General features: G+C 55.9%; 20 protein-coding genes and 1 tRNA gene. 9 read left to right on the top strand and 12 right to left on the bottom strand.

Annotated elements, in window-relative coordinates; translation table 11 throughout:
- The first annotated feature begins 11 nt into the window (after positions 1-11).
- From AC2FLP_RS01335 to AC2FLP_RS01355, 5 genes are all read left to right on the top strand, one after another.
- On the top strand, positions 12-296 hold the full coding sequence (locus tag AC2FLP_RS01335; RefSeq protein WP_117868421.1) for a DUF3572 domain-containing protein: 285 nt from the start codon (positions 12-14) through the stop codon (positions 294-296).
- A gap of 25 nt (positions 297-321) precedes the next feature.
- The gene (locus AC2FLP_RS01340) at positions 322-1,014 is read left to right on the top strand and encodes an HAD family hydrolase (RefSeq protein WP_496681255.1); all 693 of its coding nucleotides are present in this window, start codon (positions 322-324) and stop codon (positions 1,012-1,014) included.
- Positions 1,015-1,132: 118 nt separating this feature from the next.
- On the top strand, positions 1,133-2,692 hold the full coding sequence (locus AC2FLP_RS01345; RefSeq protein WP_117868423.1) for a trimethylamine methyltransferase family protein: 1,560 nt from the start codon (positions 1,133-1,135) through the stop codon (positions 2,690-2,692).
- Positions 2,693-2,810: 118 nt separating this feature from the next.
- A complete protein-coding gene (locus AC2FLP_RS01350) occupies positions 2,811-3,398 on the top strand; it encodes a heme NO-binding domain-containing protein (protein ID WP_117868424.1) in 588 nt (195 codons plus the stop codon).
- Entirely contained in the window at positions 3,395-4,387 is a 993-nt protein-coding gene (locus tag AC2FLP_RS01355; RefSeq protein WP_117868425.1) for a diguanylate cyclase domain-containing protein, read from the top strand. Before AC2FLP_RS01350 ends, AC2FLP_RS01355 begins: the two co-directional genes overlap by 4 nt.
- A gap of 38 nt (positions 4,388-4,425) precedes the next feature.
- On the opposite strand, the gene AC2FLP_RS01360 is transcribed toward AC2FLP_RS01355, so the two are convergent.
- The 8 genes from AC2FLP_RS01360 to AC2FLP_RS01395 form a co-directional block, all read right to left on the bottom strand.
- Positions 4,426-5,124, bottom strand: a complete 699-nt coding sequence (locus tag AC2FLP_RS01360; RefSeq protein WP_496681251.1) for a CbiX/SirB N-terminal domain-containing protein — start codon at positions 5,122-5,124, stop codon at positions 4,426-4,428.
- Between the two features lie 61 nt (positions 5,125-5,185).
- Complete coding sequence (locus AC2FLP_RS01365) at positions 5,186-6,118, bottom strand: AEC family transporter (RefSeq protein WP_117868427.1); 933 nt, start codon at positions 6,116-6,118, stop codon at positions 5,186-5,188.
- Positions 6,119-6,172: 54 nt separating this feature from the next.
- Positions 6,173-6,970, bottom strand: coding sequence for an MBL fold metallo-hydrolase (locus AC2FLP_RS01370; protein ID WP_299894513.1), 798 nt, complete (start codon positions 6,968-6,970; stop codon positions 6,173-6,175).
- Complete coding sequence (locus tag AC2FLP_RS01375; protein ID WP_496681248.1) at positions 6,967-7,773, bottom strand: TatD family hydrolase; 807 nt, start codon at positions 7,771-7,773, stop codon at positions 6,967-6,969. The genes AC2FLP_RS01370 and AC2FLP_RS01375 overlap by 4 nt, the downstream gene beginning before the upstream one ends.
- Positions 7,770-8,891 carry a DNA polymerase III subunit delta' gene (locus AC2FLP_RS01380; RefSeq protein ID WP_496681246.1) on the bottom strand — a complete coding sequence of 374 codons (1,122 nt, stop codon included), beginning with the start codon at positions 8,889-8,891 and terminating at the stop codon, positions 7,770-7,772. Before AC2FLP_RS01380 ends, AC2FLP_RS01375 begins: the two co-directional genes overlap by 4 nt.
- A 3-nt stretch (positions 8,892-8,894) precedes the next feature.
- Complete coding sequence (gene tmk / locus AC2FLP_RS01385) at positions 8,895-9,521, bottom strand: dTMP kinase (protein WP_117868431.1); 627 nt, start codon at positions 9,519-9,521, stop codon at positions 8,895-8,897.
- On the bottom strand, positions 9,518-10,684 hold the full coding sequence (locus AC2FLP_RS01390) for a D-alanyl-D-alanine carboxypeptidase family protein (RefSeq protein WP_299894506.1): 1,167 nt from the start codon (positions 10,682-10,684) through the stop codon (positions 9,518-9,520). The genes tmk and AC2FLP_RS01390 overlap by 4 nt, the downstream gene beginning before the upstream one ends.
- A 16-nt stretch (positions 10,685-10,700) precedes the next feature.
- Positions 10,701-11,990: an SPOR domain-containing protein gene (locus tag AC2FLP_RS01395; protein WP_496681243.1), complete on the bottom strand. Its 1,290-nt coding sequence runs from the start codon at positions 11,988-11,990 to the stop codon at positions 10,701-10,703.
- A 202-nt stretch (positions 11,991-12,192) separates the two neighbouring features.
- Here AC2FLP_RS01395 and AC2FLP_RS01400 point away from each other — a divergent pair.
- Positions 12,193-12,282 (top strand) — tRNA-Ser (locus AC2FLP_RS01400).
- A gap of 374 nt (positions 12,283-12,656) precedes the next feature.
- On the opposite strand, the gene AC2FLP_RS01405 is transcribed toward AC2FLP_RS01400, so the two are convergent.
- The gene (locus AC2FLP_RS01405; protein ID WP_496675373.1) at positions 12,657-13,088 is read right to left on the bottom strand and encodes a hypothetical protein; all 432 of its coding nucleotides are present in this window, start codon (positions 13,086-13,088) and stop codon (positions 12,657-12,659) included.
- Between AC2FLP_RS01405 and terL the strand changes: the two genes are divergently transcribed.
- Positions 13,058-13,600, top strand: coding sequence for a phage terminase large subunit (gene terL, locus AC2FLP_RS01410; RefSeq protein WP_496681241.1), 543 nt, complete (start codon positions 13,058-13,060; stop codon positions 13,598-13,600). The two genes, AC2FLP_RS01405 and terL, sit on opposite strands and share 31 nt — an antisense overlap.
- A gap of 531 nt (positions 13,601-14,131) precedes the next feature.
- Here terL and AC2FLP_RS01415 read toward each other — a convergent pair.
- The 3 genes from AC2FLP_RS01415 to AC2FLP_RS01425 all read right to left on the bottom strand — a co-directional run bounded on the left by AC2FLP_RS01415 (position 14,132) and on the right by AC2FLP_RS01425 (position 17,378).
- Positions 14,132-14,986 carry a DUF2950 family protein gene (locus tag AC2FLP_RS01415; protein ID WP_496681239.1) on the bottom strand — a complete coding sequence of 285 codons (855 nt, stop codon included), beginning with the start codon at positions 14,984-14,986 and terminating at the stop codon, positions 14,132-14,134.
- A gap of 37 nt (positions 14,987-15,023) precedes the next feature.
- Positions 15,024-16,352 carry a DUF3300 domain-containing protein gene (locus AC2FLP_RS01420; protein WP_496681237.1) on the bottom strand — a complete coding sequence of 443 codons (1,329 nt, stop codon included), beginning with the start codon at positions 16,350-16,352 and terminating at the stop codon, positions 15,024-15,026.
- A gap of 189 nt (positions 16,353-16,541) precedes the next feature.
- Positions 16,542-17,378, bottom strand: coding sequence for an amino acid ABC transporter substrate-binding protein (locus AC2FLP_RS01425; RefSeq protein ID WP_496681234.1), 837 nt, complete (start codon positions 17,376-17,378; stop codon positions 16,542-16,544).
- Between the two features lie 370 nt (positions 17,379-17,748).
- Here AC2FLP_RS01425 and AC2FLP_RS01430 point away from each other — a divergent pair, with 370 nt between their 5' ends.
- Together AC2FLP_RS01430 and AC2FLP_RS01435 are read left to right on the top strand one after the other, a co-directional pair.
- The gene (locus AC2FLP_RS01430; protein WP_496681231.1) at positions 17,749-18,621 is read left to right on the top strand and encodes a hypothetical protein; all 873 of its coding nucleotides are present in this window, start codon (positions 17,749-17,751) and stop codon (positions 18,619-18,621) included.
- The gene (locus AC2FLP_RS01435; RefSeq protein WP_496681229.1) at positions 18,618-19,382 is read left to right on the top strand and encodes a hypothetical protein; all 765 of its coding nucleotides are present in this window, start codon (positions 18,618-18,620) and stop codon (positions 19,380-19,382) included. The genes AC2FLP_RS01430 and AC2FLP_RS01435 overlap by 4 nt, the downstream gene beginning before the upstream one ends.
- Positions 19,383-19,449: the final 67 nt, after the last annotated feature.

Genomic DNA, 19,449 nt, shown 5'->3' on the forward strand with positions numbered 1-19,449 from the left:
GACCCAAGTTTATGCCGATATCCTCCGATTCCGCCGAAACTCTTGCGTTGACTGCCCTGGCCTGGCTGGTCAGCAATGACGAGCTTTTGCCTGTTTTTCTGGGCTCCACAGGTGCATCGATCGAGGATGCACGCGATCGGGCAAGCGATCCCGAGTTTCTGGCGTCGGTTCTTGATTTTCTGGTGCTTGACGATTCGTGGGTCATGGCGTTTTGTGACGCCAATTCACTCGCCTATGATCTTCCCGCCCAGGCAAGGGCGGTATTGTCCGGCGGCGCTGAGGTACACTGGACATAACCATATTTTTCCGCAGGAGCACCGGATGCCGATAGATGCGATCATCTTTGACAAAGATGGCACGCTGTTTGATTTTGCAAATACTTGGGGAGGGTTCGGACGCTCCATGCTGTTGCGCCTGTCCAACGGGGACGAAGATCGCGCGACCGATCTTGGCCGTGTCATAGGATATGATTTCGCTCAAGAGAAGTATACCGAAGACAGCATTGTCATCGCTGCTACGGTCGAAGAAATCGCAGGGGTTCTGGTTGCCCATGTCGATGGCGTGACCTTGCAGGAGATCATCGATTTGATGAACTCCGAGGCCGCCTCGGCCCCGCAGGTGCCCGCCGTTCCATTGGTTCCTTTCCTGGAAGGTCTGCATAATGCCGGAATAAAGCTGGGCGTTGCGACGAATGACAGTGAACATCCCGCTTTGCAGCATCTCGAATCTGTCGGGATAAGAGGGCATTTCGATTTCGTCGCCGGGTATGACAGTGGTCACGGGTTCAAGCCGGGACCGGGCCAGTTGCTGGCGTTTGCCGCGCATATCGGGGTCGAGCCATCTCGTATCGCGATGGTCGGCGACAGCCTTCATGACTTGCAGGCCGGGCGTGCGGCGGGGATGACCACGATCGGTGTTTTGACTGGTTTGGCCGAGGCCGATGCATTGGCACCGATGGCGGATGTGATTTTGCCGGATATCGGACATATTCCCGAATGGTTGGCCAAAATTTAATTTTCAAATCCGGGATTCGGCAAAACGGAATGAAAAACCGACATATTCTGTCGCAGACGGAGCGGCCATAGGCGTCTCTTCGGGTCTTGCTTGACGAAAGCAAGAACAGGAGGCACCGATGGCCGACACCAAGACACGCAAACGCCGCGGAGGAGGGCGTGCAGGGGCGGCTGCGCGCAGGGGCAGTGCAGCGATTGACCAGATGCCCTGGGACCCGCCGGTCAGTATCGATCGACCCACAGAACCTTTGGATCAGGCCGGAATCGAAGCGATCCATGAAGGGGCGATGCGCATCCTCGAAGAGATCGGGATCGAGTTTTACAACGAAGAGGCAATAGGCATCCTGCGCGAAGCCGGTTGCACCATCGACGGCGACAATGTCCGTATGGGCCGCGACTTTGTCATGGAGATGCTTGCCAAGGCTCCCAGCCAGTTTTCAATCACCCCTCGCAATCTGGATCGCAAGATCGAAATTGGCGGGAAGAACATCCTGTTCGGCAACGTCTCTTCCCCGCCGAACTACTGGGACATGGAGATCGGGAAAAAAGTGCCGGGCAATCGCGAGATGTGCCGGAATCTTCTGAAGCTGACACAGTACTTCAACTGTATCCATTTCGCCGGCGGATACCCGGTCGAGCCGGTCGATATCCACGCCAGCGTCCGCCATCTGGACGTGCTGTACGACAAGCTGACCCTGACTGACAAGGCGATGCACGCCTATTCGCTGGGCAAGGAACGTGTCGAAGATGTCATGGAAATGGTGCGCATTGCAGGCGGTTTGAGCCACGAAGAGTTCGAAGCCGCGCCGCGCATGTACACCAATATCAACTCAACCTCGCCGCTGAAACACGATCACCCGATGATAGACGGATGCTTGCGCCTGGCGCGGCGGGGACAAGCGATTGTAGTCACACCCTTTACGCTGGCCGGGGCCATGGCACCTGTAACTATGGCAGGCGCAGTGGCGCAGTCCCTGGCCGAGGCGCTATGTGCTATTGCGCTGTTCCAATATGTGCGTCCAGGTATCCCTTGTGTGATCGGTACCTTCACGTCGAACGTGGATATGAAATCCGGTGCGCCCGCCTTTGGAACGCCGGAATACATGCGTTCGACCCAGATGACCGGCCAGATGGCGCGGTTCTATGGTTTGCCCATGCGGTCTTCGGGTGTTTGCGCGGCAAATGTGCCGGACGGGCAGTCGGTGTGGGAGACTTCGAATTCTCTTTGGGCAGCCGTGCAATCGGGCACCAATATGGTTTACCACGCAGCCGGTTGGCTTGAGGGCGGTCTGATCGCCAGCCCGGAAAAGTTCATCATGGACTGCGAAATCCTACAGCAAATTCAACGCTATATGAACCCCGAGTTGACCGCCACAGGGCCGGACGAGATTGCATTGGATGCGATCAGGTCGGTCGGTAATGACGGTCATTTCTTTGGTATTCAGCATACCCAGGATCGCTATACCACGGCGTTCTATCAACCCTTCCTGAGTGACTGGAAAAACTATGAAGGATGGGAGGCCGCTGGCGGTATCTGGACGGCAGAACGCGCGCATCACATGTTCAAGGAGATCATCTCAAGCTTTGAGCCCCCTCCGATGGATGAAGGTATTCGCGAGGAACTGGCCGCATTTGTCGAACGTCGCAAATCGGAAGGCGGCGCGCCCACTGATTTCTGACCGGACAGGTGATATCGAACTGATACTCGGTTGCATTCGCTACAACTCAGGGTGGATTTTGGCTATTTGTTAAGATTTTTCGGGCCACAGTGCAAAGAACACCAATCTGGGGCATTTCATGCATGGTCTGATCAATCGGGCGATACAGTCCTTTGTCTGTGCGACCTACGGGCGATCCTGCTGGTTGCGCGTGACCGAAGCTGCAAGGCTGGAGTTTGTCGAGTTTGAAGCCATGCTCGTCTATGACGATGACATGACGTCCCAGGTAATGGAGGCGCTGAGTGCCGACCTTGATCGGCCGCAAGCCGAAGTTTTCGAGGACCTAGGGACGTATCTCGTGTCGCACCCGAATATGGAAGGATTGCGACGTCTTCTCAGGTTTGGCGGCGTCAGCTACGTGGAATTTCTTCATTCGCTCGACGATCTGGCGGATCGCGTGCGGCTGGCCGTGTCTGATTTGACCCTGCCAGCCGTGGAATTGAGAGAGCTGTCAGCCACGGAATTTCAGCTGAGTTGCTTCCGGGGCCTGCCGGGATATTCCAATGTCATGGTTGGGGTCCTGCGCGCAATGGCGGATGACTATGGTGCGCTGGTGATGCTGTCACACGAGGGGCAGCAGCAAGGTAGTGACGTCATTTCCATCATGTTGGTTGAAAGCGCTTTTGCTGAGGGGCGGCATTTTGATCTGGGGGCTCGGAACGGATGACAGATACCCAAGAACTGGCTGGTCTTCTGGAAACGCTTTGCCCGATGTTCCTGTTGGTGGACCAAAACGGGCATATTCAGCAAGCGGGTCCGACCTTGCAAAAGTTGCGACCTGAATTGCCGCTGGTGGGGCAGGGTTTTCTGGATGTGTTTGAACTGATCCGTCCCAGAACGATCACAACCGTTCCCGCCTTGATGTCAATGGCGGGGGCGAAGTTGCACCTGAGGTTTCATGATGAACCCCGCACAACCCTCAAAGGGTTGGTCGCTCCTTTGCCGCATTCCGGCGGCGCGGTCATCAATCTGTCATTTGGTATTTCAATATTGGATGCGGTGCGGGACTATGCGCTGACAAGTGCAGATTTCTCGGGCACGGATCTCGCGATTGAGCTGTTGTATCTGGTCGAAGCCAAATCCGCCGCGATGGAGGCATCCCGCTCTCTCAACCTTCGGCTACAGGGGGCGATGCTGGAAGCCGAAGAGCAGGCCTATACCGACACTTTGACCGGATTGAAGAACCGCAGAGCAATGGACCACTTGCTCGAGCATTTGGTTTCGGGAAATTCCACCTTCGCGTTAATGCATCTGGATTTGGACTTTTTCAAAGCCGTGAATGACAAGCTGGGTCATGCGGCTGGTGACTTCGTCTTAAAGGAGGCCGCCCGCATCATGCAGGAGGAGACACGAAACAATGATACTGTTGCCCGGGTTGGCGGGGATGAGTTTGTAATTGTTTTTAAAGACCTGACACGCGAAGATACCCTGTTCTCCATCGCAGGGCGTCTGATTTCAAGGTTGAACGAACCGATGTTGTTCCAGAATCAGCTCTGTACCATCTCGGTCAGTATTGGCACTGCCTTGTCCACGCAATTCAAAAGCCCCAACGCCGCCGACATTCTTCACGCAGCGGACTTGGCCCTTTATCAGGCCAAACGCGATGGCCGGTCTTGCCATCGCCTGTATTCAACGTTGAGCAAGGCGCAAACCTGAATTCGCCCAGAGAACAGGATGGGGATCGTATCGGGGCTTCAGGCAGATTCGAATGCCTCTGTCAGCTTTTTTGCGATCTGGGCCCGGATCGGAGGCGACTCTCCCACCACAGGCAGTAGGACGCCAGAGAACCCTGCACGATCCAGCTCTTGCGGTACATCTTCCTGAACATGTCCTCCGGTACAGGCAAAGAACGGAAGGCACAGCGCCTGATCTCCGGTACCGTTTGCCGCGTCAGAAATGGATGGTGGCTCTTCGACGAAACCGACGCAAACAGATTTGAAAGCAACCAAACCTCCAAGCTGTTCTGCAAACTGCAACGCTACGGTCGATGGGTTCCGACTGCGACCGGAACCATGCGCCGCAATGACCAGATCTGTGGACTGAGCGGCCCAGTGTTTGTCAGACAATTCCGTTCGCAGGGCCTCTGCGGTCAGGGCCGGCAGTTCTGGGTCGATTCCCAGCGGGTCTAAAATCTGCGTCGGATGATTCCCAAGCCGTTTGGGTAACGCGCTGGTGACAAACCACCCTTTTGCCATGAAAAGTGGGTAGATGACCGGGTTCTCTGGCACGCGTTCCAGCTTTGCCTCCAACGCGCCCGGTGCAGCCATAGTGGCCGAATGGACAACCACATTCTCTGCCAGCGCGTTGACCTTGGCGGCGAATGTCGCAAGTGCAGCTTCGGCCGGTTCCGGGTCTGATGGTTGGCCATGAGCGACGATAATAGCATGTGACATTCGGATCTCCTGCTGTGTTGTGCGATAGGTGTTTCACGTCGACCTGAAGTCAACACCACAGTTAGCCCAGAAGTGTCAGCCATAGCCAGACAGTCAGAATAGACGAGGCTGTACCAATAAGTACGGCCGACGCTGCTACCCGTTTTGCGCGGCCGTACATATTGGCGAAGATATAGGCGTTGAAACCCGGAGCCATGGCGGCATTCAAAACGCCCGACCGAAACAGGTCCTGCGGCAGGCCCACGGATTTGCCGAACATCCACACCAGACTGGGGTGCAGCATCAACGAGATACAGCAAACAAATGCGATGGTGCGCAGGTCGCCTTCAGGCTTGTATTTGACCAGCACACCGCCCAAGGCAAACAACGCCCCGGGCAGGGCAGCGCGTGTGATCAACCCCAGTGCTTCGTCGACCACGGCAGGGATCGCCAGGCCAGACAGGTTGACCAGAAACCCAAGGGCGATACCAAGGATCAGTGCGTTCTTGAACATTGCGGACAATACAGACCGTGCCATACGCATGCCTCCATGACCGCGATTTCGCACGACCTCCATCACCGTGATCCCAACGCCGTAACAAAACGGAGAATGGAAGGCGATGATCGCATAGTTGCCAGTCAGGTTCTCGGGCCCATATGCGCGTTCGGTAATCGGCAAGCCCAAGAGGACAGAGTTCGAGAACAGGCAACAAAACCCTATGGCGACGCAATCTTCCCAATCGCGACCGAAAATTATGCGCGCGCCGAACAGACCTGCGGTGAAACATAAAGCAGCGGCGGAATAGAAGCTGGCCAGAAGCCGGGGATCGAAACTGGCGCTGAGGTCCAGATGCGCGATGGCCAGGAACAAAAGGCACGGAATCGCAAAGCCTTGGGTGAACTTCATCAGCCCATCGACATGCGTTTCTTTGAAGTATCCTGTGCGGGTTGCAGTATACCCGGCTCCGATTACAAGGAAAACCGGAAGAATGACATCGATCAGGCTTTGCAGCATATGACCCCCGTGCGACGGGCCTGCAGCGATATCATGCGGGGGGCGGGCAGCGGCCTACTGCGACTGATGGATCACCATCCCGTCGAAGGCGGGGGTGATGTGATCGGGGGTTTCGGCGTCGACGGTCGCATAGTCGAGGTCGATATGCATGTTGGTCAATACCGCGCGCTTCGGTTGCAACTTTTCGATCCACCCGAGCGTCTTTTCCAGATGCGCATGCGTCGGATGAGGTGAGCGGCGCAGGGCGTCAATGACAAGGCAGTCCAGCCCTTTCATTTCGGGCCAGGCGTCGTCGTAAATCTCGGCAACATCCGGCAGATAGGCGAGTTGCCCAATGCGGAATCCAAGGGAATCGATCGAACCGTGATTCACCTTGAAAGGGCGAAACGGAATCGCGCCACCGGGACCGTCGATTTCAAATGGACCGTCGATAGACTTAAGCTCGAGGATCGGAGGATAGGGGGAGTCTTCCGGCTGAATGAACGCATATCCAAACCGCCCCAACAAAGCGTTCTGGGTGTCGCCATCCGCCCACACAGGAACACGGGTTTTCATGTTGAACACGATCATGCGCAAATCATCGATTCCATGCACATGGTCTGCGTGGGAATGCGTATAGACGACCCCGTCCAATCGCCCTGTACCTGTTTCAAGCAACTGGCTGCGCATATCAGGCGTGGTGTCGATCAGAACCGAAGTTGTGCCATCTGGCCCGTCGCGTTCGACCAGCATCGAACAGCGGCGCCGGACATTTTTGGGGTTCTCAGGGTCACAATCACCCCACTGACCGCCCAATCGCGGCACGCCGCCAGAGGATCCGCAACCCAAAATTGTAAATCGCAATCCGGTCATGCAGCGGCCTTGTACAGTGCTGCTTTGGTGAACAGCCGGTCGAAGTTTGCCTGCGTCTGGTCAGCAAAAGCGGCATAGTCCATGCCAAAGACTTCGGCCCCCTTACGCGCTGTGTGCGCGGTGTAGGCCGGTTCGTTGCGCTTGCCACGGTACGGCGGTGGAGCCAGATAGGGGGCGTCGGTTTCCACCAAAACGCGATCCACCGGGGCGCTTGCGAAAATGTCCCGTAATTCCTGGCTCTTGGGGAAGGCGGCTATGCCGGACATGGACAGGTAAAAACCTAAATCCAAGGCGGCCTTGGCCAGTTCAGCTGAGGATGAGAAGCAGTGCATCACGCAGGAATACGGCGCGTTGCGATATTCTTCGGCCAGAATGCTGGCCATATCTTCATCAGCTGCGCGGGCGTGAATGATCAGAGGTAACCCGGTGCGCTGGGCTGCTTCGATATGGATGCGCAAGGACTGTTTCTGAACTTCCGCGCTATCGGCGGTATAGTGATAGTCCAAGCCGGTTTCACCGATACCGACTAATTTTGGATGCTTTGCCAGGGCGACCAGATCTTCGACCGAGACCAATGGCTCGTCCGCGGCACTCATCGGGTGTGTGCCGGCGGCATAGAAGACCGGCGCGTGGGTTTCGGCAATCGCACGGACAGCGGGTTCGTTGCGCAGCTTGGTGCAAATCGTCACCATGCGGGTCACGCCAGCCTGGGCGGCACGCGTGATGATGTCGTCCAACTGGCCGTCGAAATCCGGGAAGTCCAGATGGCAATGGCTGTCAGTAATCTGGGGGGTGTCGCTCATCTGTTCTGACCGGCGGTTTCCTGTATCTTGAACACCGTATCTAGGACCAGAGCAGCAGGGTCAAGGTTGACAGCCTGACCATGTCGCGCCCGGGCTGTGATCGTCGCGGCGACCTCGGCCCAGCGACGGGCTTGATCCGGCGATGCTGACAGACGCGCCAGTGTTTCACTCTCGTTGGGGGCGGCTTCAGGAACCGGTGGTGTGCCTGTTGCCCCGGTCAGGGCCAGCCGTGACAGAGCAACGTCGATCAATGTTAGCAAAAGTTCAAACCGGTCTGCCGCGCCGCGCTGCGCCGCCGCTTCGGCCAAAGCCAGCGCGCGCTGGCGGTCCATACGGGGCAGGGTGCCCAGTATGGCGATCAGTTCGGCATAGATGTCCAGACCACCCAGATTGATCAAACGCACGGCGTCTCCGACTGAACCCGCCGCAAGCGCAGCAAGGTGTTCAGTCTGAGCGGGAATTTCGGTTTCCGTTTGTGAAAGGGCGGCTTGCATGTCTTGCGCGTTCAGCGGGCCGAGGCGCAGCGTGCGACAGCGCGAACGGATGGTTGGCAACAGGCGCGAGGGTTGGTGTGACACCAACAAAAGGGTGGTGCGCGCAGGCGGCTCTTCCAGCATTTTCAGCAACGCGTTGGCAGCGCTGACGTTCATTTCGTCCGCTGAATCCACGATCACGACGCGGCGGCCGCCGTCAGCAGAGGACAGGCCAAAAAACTTCCCGAGCTTGCGGATGTCATCCACGACGATCTCACTGCGCAGCCGTCCCTGATCGTTCAGCGATCTGGCTATCGCTGCCAAACCCGGTTCTGCCCCGGCCTGAATGCGATGGGCTACCGGGTGGTCAGGATCAATGTCGAGCGTCTCGGGCGGAGGCGGCGCGCCGAACAACCCGTCATCCTCTGCCGGAGGTGTAGCAAGCAGGAACCGCGCAATTCGCCAAGCCAGTGTCGCCTTGCCGACACCGCGTGGCCCTGTCAGCAGCCAACCGTGATGCAGACGGTCCGAAGTGTAGGCGGTCAGAAATGCCTGTTCAGCCGCGTCCTGGCCAAAAAGCCGAACGGTTTCGCGCGGATGTGGTGCACCCGGCACCTGATCCGGGGAAGGGATATCGTCGCTCATCGTCTACCGCAGTGCTGCCTGAACGATTTCTGTAACATCCTGCGCCACGCTGTCCATGTCCCTGTTGCCATCCACGATGTGAAACCTGTCCGGGAATTCATCGGCCAGCGCCAGAAAGCCGGCGCGCATCTTCTTTTGCAATTCCGGGCCAAAGTCCTCGAAACGTTCTTCGGTGCCTTGTCGCCCCTTGGCGCGTGCCAGGCCCGTTTCAGGGTCCATGTCGATCAGCAGCGTCATATCCGGTTCGCGCCCGATCATCATGCTGTGCAATTGATCCACGAGATTTCGCAGGTCGCCTCGGGACAAGCCCTGGTACATACGTGTGCTGTCTGCAAAGCGGTCGCAGATCACGACCTTCCCTGCTGCCAGCGCGGGTTCGATGGTACGCTCCAGATGGTCGCGACGGGCCGCGGTGAACAGCAGAATCTCGGTTTCGGCCGACCAGCGATCCGGGTCGCCTTCCAAAACCAGGCTGCGAATTTCCTCGGCCCCCGCAGAGCCGCCGGGTTCGCGCGTCAGTACCACCTCGTGACCCTGCGCACGCAGATGTTCCGCCAGCATCCGCGCCTGGGTTGACTTGCCTGAACCGTCAATGCCTTCGAAGGTCAGAAATAACCCCGCTTTCGTCACATCGACTCCAGCGGGTTGTTGATCACGTCTTTCAATACGATACTGCCAACAGTCAGCATACGTACCAAAAAACCGCCGATCGCAACATCTTCAGCTGCCACCAGCGGTCGCCGGATTTCCGGCAGACCTTCGGGTTTGATCACCAGTTCGGCGAGTTGCTGGCCTTTCTTGACGGGCGCATTGATCGGGCCCTCATAGACCACTTCGGCCTCGACATTCTGTGTGCCCAGAACCGGGAACAGCACGTTCAGATCACCATCGGGGACAAGCCCCACGGTCTTTTTCTCGCCCATCCATAGTTTGGCTTCGGCTATCGGCGTTTCCGCGTTGGCAACTGTCCTCTCGACAAAATTTCGAAACGACCAGTTAACCACGGCTTCAGCCTCCTCTGCCCGCTGGCCGGTGCTGTCGAGACCCGTCAGCACAAAGATCACCCGCCTGTCACCTTGTTTGGCGGACCCGACAAGGCCATAGCCCGCTTCTTGCGTGTGGCCGGTTTTCAGACCATCCGCACCGATATCAAGTCGCAGCAATGGGTTGCGGTTACGGGCATTGGACGGTGCGCGGCCATCGAACTCGAAAACCTCTTCGGCGAATAGAGGGTAGTATTCTGGAAAATCGGAGATCAGACGATCCGCAAGAACGGCCAGATCATGAACCGACATCATATGCCCGGCGGCGGGCCAACCATTTGAATTTGCGAAGTTCGAATTGTTCATGCCCATTTGCTTGGCTCGCTGGGTCATGTATCGCGCAAACCCCGCCTCGGTGCCATCCGGACTGAGCGCTTCGGCGATGACGACGCAGGCATCATTGCCCGACAAAACAATAATGCCGCGCAGCAGATCCTCGACACGAACGCGATCTTGCGTGTTCAGGAACATGGTCGATCCGCCATAGCTCATCGCGTGTTCTGAAACGGGCAGAGTTTCGTCCAGCGTCAAGCGTCCGTCCCGCAACGCTTCGAACGCAACGTAAAGCGTCATGAGCTTGGACATCGACGCGGGCGGCAACGGCTGGTCGGCCTCTTTCGACAGCAGTACGGTACCGGTGGTTTGGTCGATCACATATGCCGCACGGGCAGATGTATCAAAAGCCTGGGCAGGTATCGCCAGAACGGCTAACCCGAAAGCCAGAACGGATGTTCGCATTGAGGATAGCATGTTACGCCTCCCTGAATTAGTCGGTTACCGTGAACGCGTCTTTGAAGCCAAGGTCTTTCACGTCCTTTTGAAAGGCTTTTCGCTCGGCCCGGGTTGCGGCGGGGCCAACCAACACTCGCCAAACAGTACTATTTGCTGTTTTCAATTCTCGTACAACTGTGGGCATGCCGTTCCGACGCACTTTTTGGGCGGCTGACTTGGCGTTCGCCTCGACGCTGAAGGTTCCGATCTGAATAAACGGTTTGCTCAGAGGTGTCGCCGACGTTGTGGCGGCTGCGACAGGAGTGGCTTCTGACGCATCAATTGCGGCTGCGGCCCCCTCTACCGGATCCAGTGGGGTTTCGGTGATCGCGGCGGGGTCTTTCTTTTGCCACCATTTCCGTTTGGCAGGTTGCTCAGCTGGAGGCGTGACCGGTGCATCCGACAAAGAGGGTGACACCACGGCTTCGGCGGCTACGTCTGCGCTGTCAGTCGCCGTATCTGCCGCAGCCACGGCAGTTCCCGCGGCAGCAGCTGCGGGGGCTTTCTTCTGCCACCATTTCCGCTTGGCTGGTTTTTCGGCAGGTGTGTCGACTTGATCGTCCGTAGAAGTGGGCGTCTCGGCGTCTTCGCTTGCGGTCTCGGCGTTTTCAGCCGTTTCATCCGATGCACTGTCAGTCCCCGCTGCAACCGCAGCCGTACCAGCCGCAGCAACGGCAGGTTCCTTCTTTTGCCACCATTTTCGTTTGGCCGGTTTTTCCGAGTCTGTAGAAGCTTGAGTGTCGGAAGCTCCATCAGCAGCCGCGGCGGTGGTTTCAGCTGCCGATTCTTCTGCCTCCGGCGCATCCTCCGGCGATGGTTCTTCCAGCTTTTCCCGGCGCAGTGCGACGACGCTGACTTTTGTCGGCGCGCCCGCAAGCATTCCGAGCTCTTTCGCAGCAGCGGACGAGACCTGAAGCGCGGGTCCGGGCAGATCGCGCTCGCGCCGGAACAGGGCGCCAGTCACGGATTTGTTGTTAGAGGTGTTTCTGATCACGACACGCTCAGGTTGTGAAACGTCCGGGTGAGCAACCCAAACCCCGCCAAGGGACGGGCGGCCATCCCAAAGCCCTGCTTCGGTTGTCTGAAAAACCTCAGGGGCTTCGACATCACGCTTAGAGCTGGTGGTCACGTCGGGCAGGAGTTCTGTTTTCCCCGAATTTTCTTCCGGTTTCTCAGCCGATTCAGAAGTTGAAAAAGCCTCTTCGCATCCGGCCAGTATCGTCAAAGTCAACGCCAGATACGCCAGCCGTTTCGGCCCCGGGCGTGTCTCGATCGCTCGCTTCATCTGCTTATCCCTTGCCTGAAGGGGTTTCGTTTTCCGAACCCCGCTGCCGGTCTGCCGGTTCTGTATGCCAGCCTGTTACGGTCTTTCGAACGGATCATAACGTGGCTGAAGTGTCATGGAAAGACCGCTGCACAGGCTTCGGCAAGATTTCCCGATTTCGGCTTGCCTCTGGTCGAACTTCGCCTTAGACCCTGCTGTCGACGGGGAGGTGGCAGAGTGGTCGAATGCGGCGGTCTTGAAAACCGTTGAACGTGAGAGCGTTCCCAGGGTTCGAATCCCTGTCTCCCCGCCACTCATACCTGCCTCACTTCAGCGGTGTTTTCTAACCCGGAATCGTGCCGCAATTCCCGCGAGTTGGCGCATGCGTTTTCAATCAGAGACGGAGCAAACCGTACATTCAGAGGACACTTAACGCCCCAGTCTCAGTGCCGCATATTGGCGGGTTCGCTTTGGGCGGGATTTCCCTGATACCCGGCAGTTTACAGGGAATTTTCGTGAGATGGGCCTGGGACCTAGAGTTTATCCTATCAGAACCGTATGCTTTTCAGAGGTTTATGCTGCAAATTCCCTAAAAGGTGAAACAGGAAATTTTCTTGAGCGAACAGGGAATTGTTCCCACGGATCAGGGGGGCGAACCCTGTATCAGGGAGGCCGGTTCTTGAGGTGTCAAAAGTCGAACGGAAATTCCTGTTCAACCCAATCAAGTGCGAGGGTAACGCTGACCAGTCGCTTGAGTGTGAGTTCGGGCGACTGGGTTCCGAAGCTGAACTGGTCAAGGCGCAGGAGTTCATTGAGGGAACCTTGCTGTCGCGCTTTGACAACCCGGCCGAGGGGCGCGTCGTCATGGTTGCGCAGCGGCTGCACGAGATGGATCCGCCGGGCTACTTGCTCAAACGCGGAACCTATCGGCATCTGAACCTGCCTACCATCGCGCAAGAGCATGAGACGGTTCATCTCGGTCGAGGAAAGGTCATGCGCCGCAAACCGGGTGATCTGCTGTGCCCGTCGCGTCTGGATCAGGACACGTTGGATACCAAGCGTCGCGAAATGGGCGCGGTCGTGTTCAATTGCCAGTATCAGCAGAAAACCCGATTGCACCAGACGGCTCGCCCCTGCGCTGGGAGTGGTTCGGTACTTACGAAACCATCGATGATCCTCGCTGGCTCCAACTGGTTGTTCAAAGCTGGGGTACGGGCATGTCTGCGGATTCCCGGTCCGACTTCTCGGTCTATACGACCTGGGGCTTTCGCGAAAACGCATGGTACCTGCTTGACGTCTGGCGAGGGCAGGTGGTCTACACGGACCTGAAGTCCAAGCCATTGAGTCTTGTCAACCGCTGGGATCCCGACCACGTTCTAATCGAAGATGCGGCAAGCGGAAAACCACTCTTTGACGAGTTGTTCTTTGACGATCGCAGGCGGTACGAACGCATTAAGCCTGACAAAGATAAGGAAACCCGGTTCCAGTCAGCTTGTGCACCGGTGGAGGAGGGCAGGGTGATGTTGCCAATTGATGCGCCCTGGCTGGTGGCATTCAAACGCGAGCTGCAATCCTTTCCACGCGGACGCAACGACGATCAGGTCGACAGCGTCTCTCAATTCCTGAACTAGTCCAAAGGTCTGGGTTTCTATCGGCCCTTGGTCGCGATCACCAGATCAACATCGAACGACGGGAGCGCAGCCGTGAGCGGGTCAGACGGCGGTAGTTATATGAGCCAGACCAGGGGCGGGGCAGGGTTCGCTTGGGTGACACCTGATGCACCTGCTGCGACCGTTCTACATCGAAATTGGGAGGTGTCTCTCTGATCAAAGTTTGCCCGGGAACAAGTTGTGCCTAGGTCAGGAGAGGACCGGCCGCTACTAAAGATGTCTCCGGAAGAATTGGCGGAAAACAGACATTAGCTGCGCATTGCGCGAATGTCCGCAATGCGGACAAAGCGGTCATTCAGTCAAACCATTGCGGGCAACTTGGGTCAAATTGAACCATGGGCAATTATTTCATCGATTAATTAGATGTCCCAACTTCGATCCTTCCCGAACCAGTGCCAACTAAGTTGAAAATTGCATTCAATCTACGCCTGCACACCGCAAAAAAGCGGTCAAACCAAAGCCTGGCAACAGTGCGTCACCGCCAATCTAAGTTTACTCGGCTGGGGACCAATTTGGGCCGGGATCATAGGTCGATATCTCAGCAGTTTTATCAAGCGTATCCGGGCCAAAGTCTGCCTCGAACACGGTGCCGTTTTCACCCACGAGAAAAGAATGGATACCCGTTACTCCGTAATCCGCAGGCACCGCAAGCAAGGCGTGACCTGCGACGAACCGATCGCCGACAAAATAGGAATAGGCACCACCCGGAGCATTTGGCCCTTGCCCCTGCAAAATTGCAAAGTAGTAACCGAGGAAAGGTTCGGGTTCGAAATCAACCGCACCGTCGCTCCAGCCCGAGGCGGCGGCGCGGGCAAGGGCTGCGCCGACAAAACTGTCTTCTTCTGGCCAGAAGAGGCCGTTTCGTGCGCCGGGATCCGATATGATGGTTCGGGCAAATTCCATGACGCCATCGCCATTGTGATCCACAAGACGAAACGCCGCCTGAAGATCTACATAGGCCTCAAGCGTTTCGATTACTTCCAATTCATTCAATCCGATTTCACGGGCCGAAAGCTCCTCTAACCCGGCTTCCAAATCAAACTTCCAACCATTTTCAGCTTGTAGAATTGGGATCGGAAAGGGCCAACTATCTTCGCCAAGCAGAAGAAAAACCCCATTATCCTCGGGCTGAAAGCGGTATCCTTCAGCATACATGCCAAGCACCTCCTGCCTTCTTTGCTGATCTTCCACCGGATCACCTGTTCCGATTAGATCTTCTGCCTCTGGTCCGAAAATCTCGAGTAGCTTGTTCTGATTATCGGCCGTTAACGCTTCTACAAAAGCGTCCAGTGCGGTTTGCGGAGTTTCGAACAGGGCGCCGTCGGAAAACGCAGGTCCAGTAGTCACAGCGAGCACTAAAAAAGAATAAACCGATTTACGCATATTACCGCCTCCCCTTGCCTTTAGCAGCATGTCCCCGTTTGGACGCCTTGTGAGCTTTGCCGCCTGAAGATTTTTTCTTCATAGCCTTACCTTTGGACGCTGCTGGCTTGTGCTGAGCCGTGGCCTTTTTTACTTGAGGTTTCTTGGCTGCTTGCGGTTTCTTTTTGACAGACTTCTTCGCCGCATCCGGCCGTTTCGTCCGGTCGATGGCCTGCTGCTTGGCAGCAGCCTTGTCCAGATCAACGTTACCGCGATTCACCTGCGGCAAGGGCTTGCTCCCACTACCTCGATTGGCCAGAGCACCGCTCGCGATAGCCCCCGCCCCTGCACCGGCTGCAACTGCTGCCGCGCCTCCCCTGCTGATGTCGGCAGCACCGGACTCACGGCTCAGTTTTGCGCGGAGTTCGTCCGTGCGACCCTCGGGGCGGTTGACAGGCAGGTCGCCGCGACCACCTACCGGCCTTTTGTGATCAGAGATCTTGTCCTGGGCTTCCTTTTTTCGGTCAGGATCGGGGTTCCATCCGATGTTTGTACGGTCGCCAAGATCGATGTCATTGCCAATATTGACGTTGCCGTCGACGTCTATGTCGATATCTGGGTTTCTGTATATCGGGCCACCGCCCCATCCGCCGCAATTCCGGCACCCCCAGTAGCCATACCAGTCGTCGTCATCGTCGAAAATCTCGTCGATCAGCGCCACGGTGCCAAATGTCAGCAACGCCGCGCCGACTACGTCCCCGGTCGACGGGCCCGTATAGACAGTCTCGGGATTATACTGCGGGACGTACACTGTTTCGGTTTGTGTCGGAGTAATTACAACTGCGTCATCATCAGACACCTCGACAGTTTGCTCTGGCCCCGAAACAAGGGCTCCACTGTCAATTGCCTGATCCCGCATTACCTGTACTGCATCCAGCATATCATCGGATTGGGCGAGCATGGCGGTGCCGACTGTCTCAGTCCAATCGATGTGGGTGGCCATTTGACCAACGACTGCGGGGAACGCCGTGGCCAATACACTTACAGATGGATCCCAGCCCATAGCTTCGATTTCCGGCTCGAGCTCTACGGGGTCGCGGTCGGCGTTATCTAACAAATACCGTTCTGCTTTAACAATCTGCAGTGGCTGAGTGGCCGCAACAAGTATCTGTATGAGTAGAGTGTCGGGGAAAAGAGCCACCGGGGCTACCAAAGTTTGCAATTCAGCATCAGATAGAAGGCCGGATGAAGTCTCAGACGTATCTTCCGTTGCAACAGTATCGGACGCCTCTTGTGCAAACAGGGCGTTAGATGCGCTTAAACTGAGAGCAAAAATTATATATCTAAACATATTGCGATCCTTCAATTTATCGAAGGATCGCCTAAGAGCGTGATTCTGGCAACTGGCATGCCAAATGCAGGATCATTTAGTAAAACACGGTCATTGGCCAATCTGGCTTGAGCCGTCAATTTGCCTACAAGCCAGCTTCAATGGCGCAGGGCGATTAACTCCCAACAATACTGATTTGCGCGGCAAGACTCAGGGATTAATGGGGGCGATAACATACAGAGCTTTTAGTGCTTCGCTCGGCTCCACCCCCGGCAAAGCGAGACGGAAAATCTCTTCCATTGTGCCCTGAGCATACATTTCTGACAGAACACTATCGACAAAGAGTCGAAAATCATCGTCGCCCCTCGCAATGGCCAATCCTTGCTTTTCTATCGTCAATATTTCCTGGGATAGTTTGAATTTACCCTTCAACCCCGCAGAAATATAGTTGACCAGCAAAATCGACTGATCTGCAAAATACGCGTCGATTTCGCCGTCTCGAAGAGCTTTGATACCGTCTGGATGTGAAGCGAAACGAACCATAGCTGCGTCGATACCAGCGGATTTAAATGAATTCTGAACAGACGCCTCTGTTGTTGTGTTGCTTCTCATGCCAATCTTCTTTCCCGCGAGGGCACCCATGGTGCCCGCGGCCTCGATTGGTAACAATATGGACGTGCCATCGACATAAATTGGTATTGAGAAATCTACAATTTCGCGTCGGGAAAGTGTTATCGTCGCTGCCCCGCAGAGCATATCCACCTCTCCGGAAGCAACTTTGTCGAAACGATCTTTCGCGTCGACCGGAATGAACTGAACATTTAGATCCTTCAATTCCAGTTTCTTCGCAATAGCCTTCGCTACTTGATCGCAAATCAGCGGTGAGAGGCCAAACGGGCGACCTTGGTTGTTAATGTAAGACAACGGAGCAGCATCCGTTCGAAAACCAAATCGGATTTCGTTGTTCTTTGTTATCCTGTCGATTGTCTGGGCAACCGCGCCGGTTGTGAATAATACCGTCACAATAAGTATAGAAAGCAAGCGCATGGTTTTTCCTTATTTGGTAGCGTAACACCCTTGTGGAGGTGAAAAACACTCTGTGTCGAGAGTAAAACACATTCTGTCGCTTAGGAGTTGGTTTGTTGGTAACAAGGGCTGGCCCGGCAACAGAAGGAAAGCAAATCCTCGCAGTCGCGACAGCTAACGGGATACAACGGCACCTACTTGGGGCTTGATGCGGGCGCGGGTTCTTGCGTACCGGGCATATGTGCGAAATCTTCAAAGATCCTGTTTCAACTACAGGTCGTTGCGACAACACAAAACCGCAACAGTTTCTTTTAGTGGTGTAAACTATTGACCATCGCCGTGACACAGTACGTTAGGGTTTGTATTCGACGGCTAAGTTAGGCGAGGTATAATGGGTACTGATCTGCAATGGAGTTTGGCCAAACTTGGAACGCGCAATGCCGGGCCTTTTGCCTTAGTGTGCTTGTTTCTCTTCGCCTCCTGCGCAACCACAGACCCAGAACTTTTGAAGTCCGAATTGAATGCTCGACCCACTGCACAGAGTGCGTCGCCAAACGACTACGCTGGCGAAGTTCAATTTAGCATCTCCGACAAGATCCCCACACGAGAAAAAAGCGTACCTTACACGCTTAACGCCGGCATCAGCAGCGTGACGTCGACGCGCCTGGGTTTCCGCGGTCTCCTGGATCTGCGAGAGTTCCAAGTCCAAGCGCCCGCGCTCCTGTCGGGCACCTTAGAACAAAGTTGCTCTCTGAATGTTGACGTTAAACTCGACGACACCAGCGCCAAAGGTGATCTCATCGAGCTCGTAGGCTCAGTGGACGTCGAGCTTTATCGTTGTCGGGACAAGGAATCCGAGGGTGGCAACGGGCGTGGAGCACGCCTTATCTCGACGACTATCGGAGTCGCCGCAGCGGCACGCGCCAATGTTCGAGGGCAATGCGTCCACTTTGATCTTGCTGATGTCGTGCTTCAACCCACTGGGTTTGTCGGAGGGTTGTTTAATCTCATTGGCCTCACAGAACGCGTCGAAGAGGTCGTTCTCACCAAGGGAAAGGAGTTCACCGAAGAGAATGAGATTTGTCCGAAATTGCCCTCGGAGCTTTCGTCTCTGAAACCGGTTTTCGATTCTGGCGGTACCCGTGAGATTGGTGACGGTGGTATCGGTGTTGCGTTGAGCGGCTCAATCGACACCAGTGCGGTGACGATGATGGAGCTCCTGGCGGTTATGCAATCTCGCGGTATTGTTGGGGGGGAAGGATGATGCAGCGGATCTTTCTTCTGATACTTATTTCTGCCGGGTTTCTCGGAACTGCGCTGCTGGCTGAAGAGGTTAGCTTCATAGCAACCGGGGACGTCAATCTGGGAGATCGTGAGTTCCCGGCGGATTTGGCGTTGCGACTAAAAGATGTGAACGCGACAAGGATCTCGATCGAAAGTGTCGTCGACCTACGCCGGGCACAAGAAATACTTGTGGAGGAACTCAAAGGAGCCCCGATTGTAGACGTCTGCAACGCACTGATCGGTGTGACCGAAGCAACAGTTCGTACCGACGATACAGTGCTTTCGCTAAGCGGGAGGATCGAAGCAAAGCTCTTCCGATGCGAAAGCCGTAACGGCGGAAAATCTATACGCGGTAAGAAACTCTTCGCTGGTGGTTTAACGATGGGTGCTTCCGCTTCGGCAGAATTCAGAGATGACTGCCTTTATTTCCGTCTGAATGACCTGAGACTTGCTCCAGATCAACTCACCGATACGTCCGATGCAAAGGGCAATGTCGAAAAGGTTCGGCAGGTATTCTTCGAGACCGCGAACGCAATACTAAAAAGAAACCCGGTATGCCCAGAACTTCCTCCCGAACTTGTCTCTCTCTCGCCAGCTTACGACGCCGGTGGCACACTGGAGTTAGGGGAAGGTGGTGTAGGACTGTTCTTCCGAGGTTCAATCGAAACGAGTACTGAGGCGATTATTGACATCCTTCAGGTACTCCAGTCGAAGAAAGTGCTTCCACCTCCGCCCCGCTGAACCTAGCCAACGGCTTAGTGCGGCAGATAGAACTAAAACATTTCGAAGAAAAAGAGCGAGTCGTAGA

The sequence above is a fragment of the Ruegeria sp. CDSA141 genome (genome assembly GCF_059612005.1).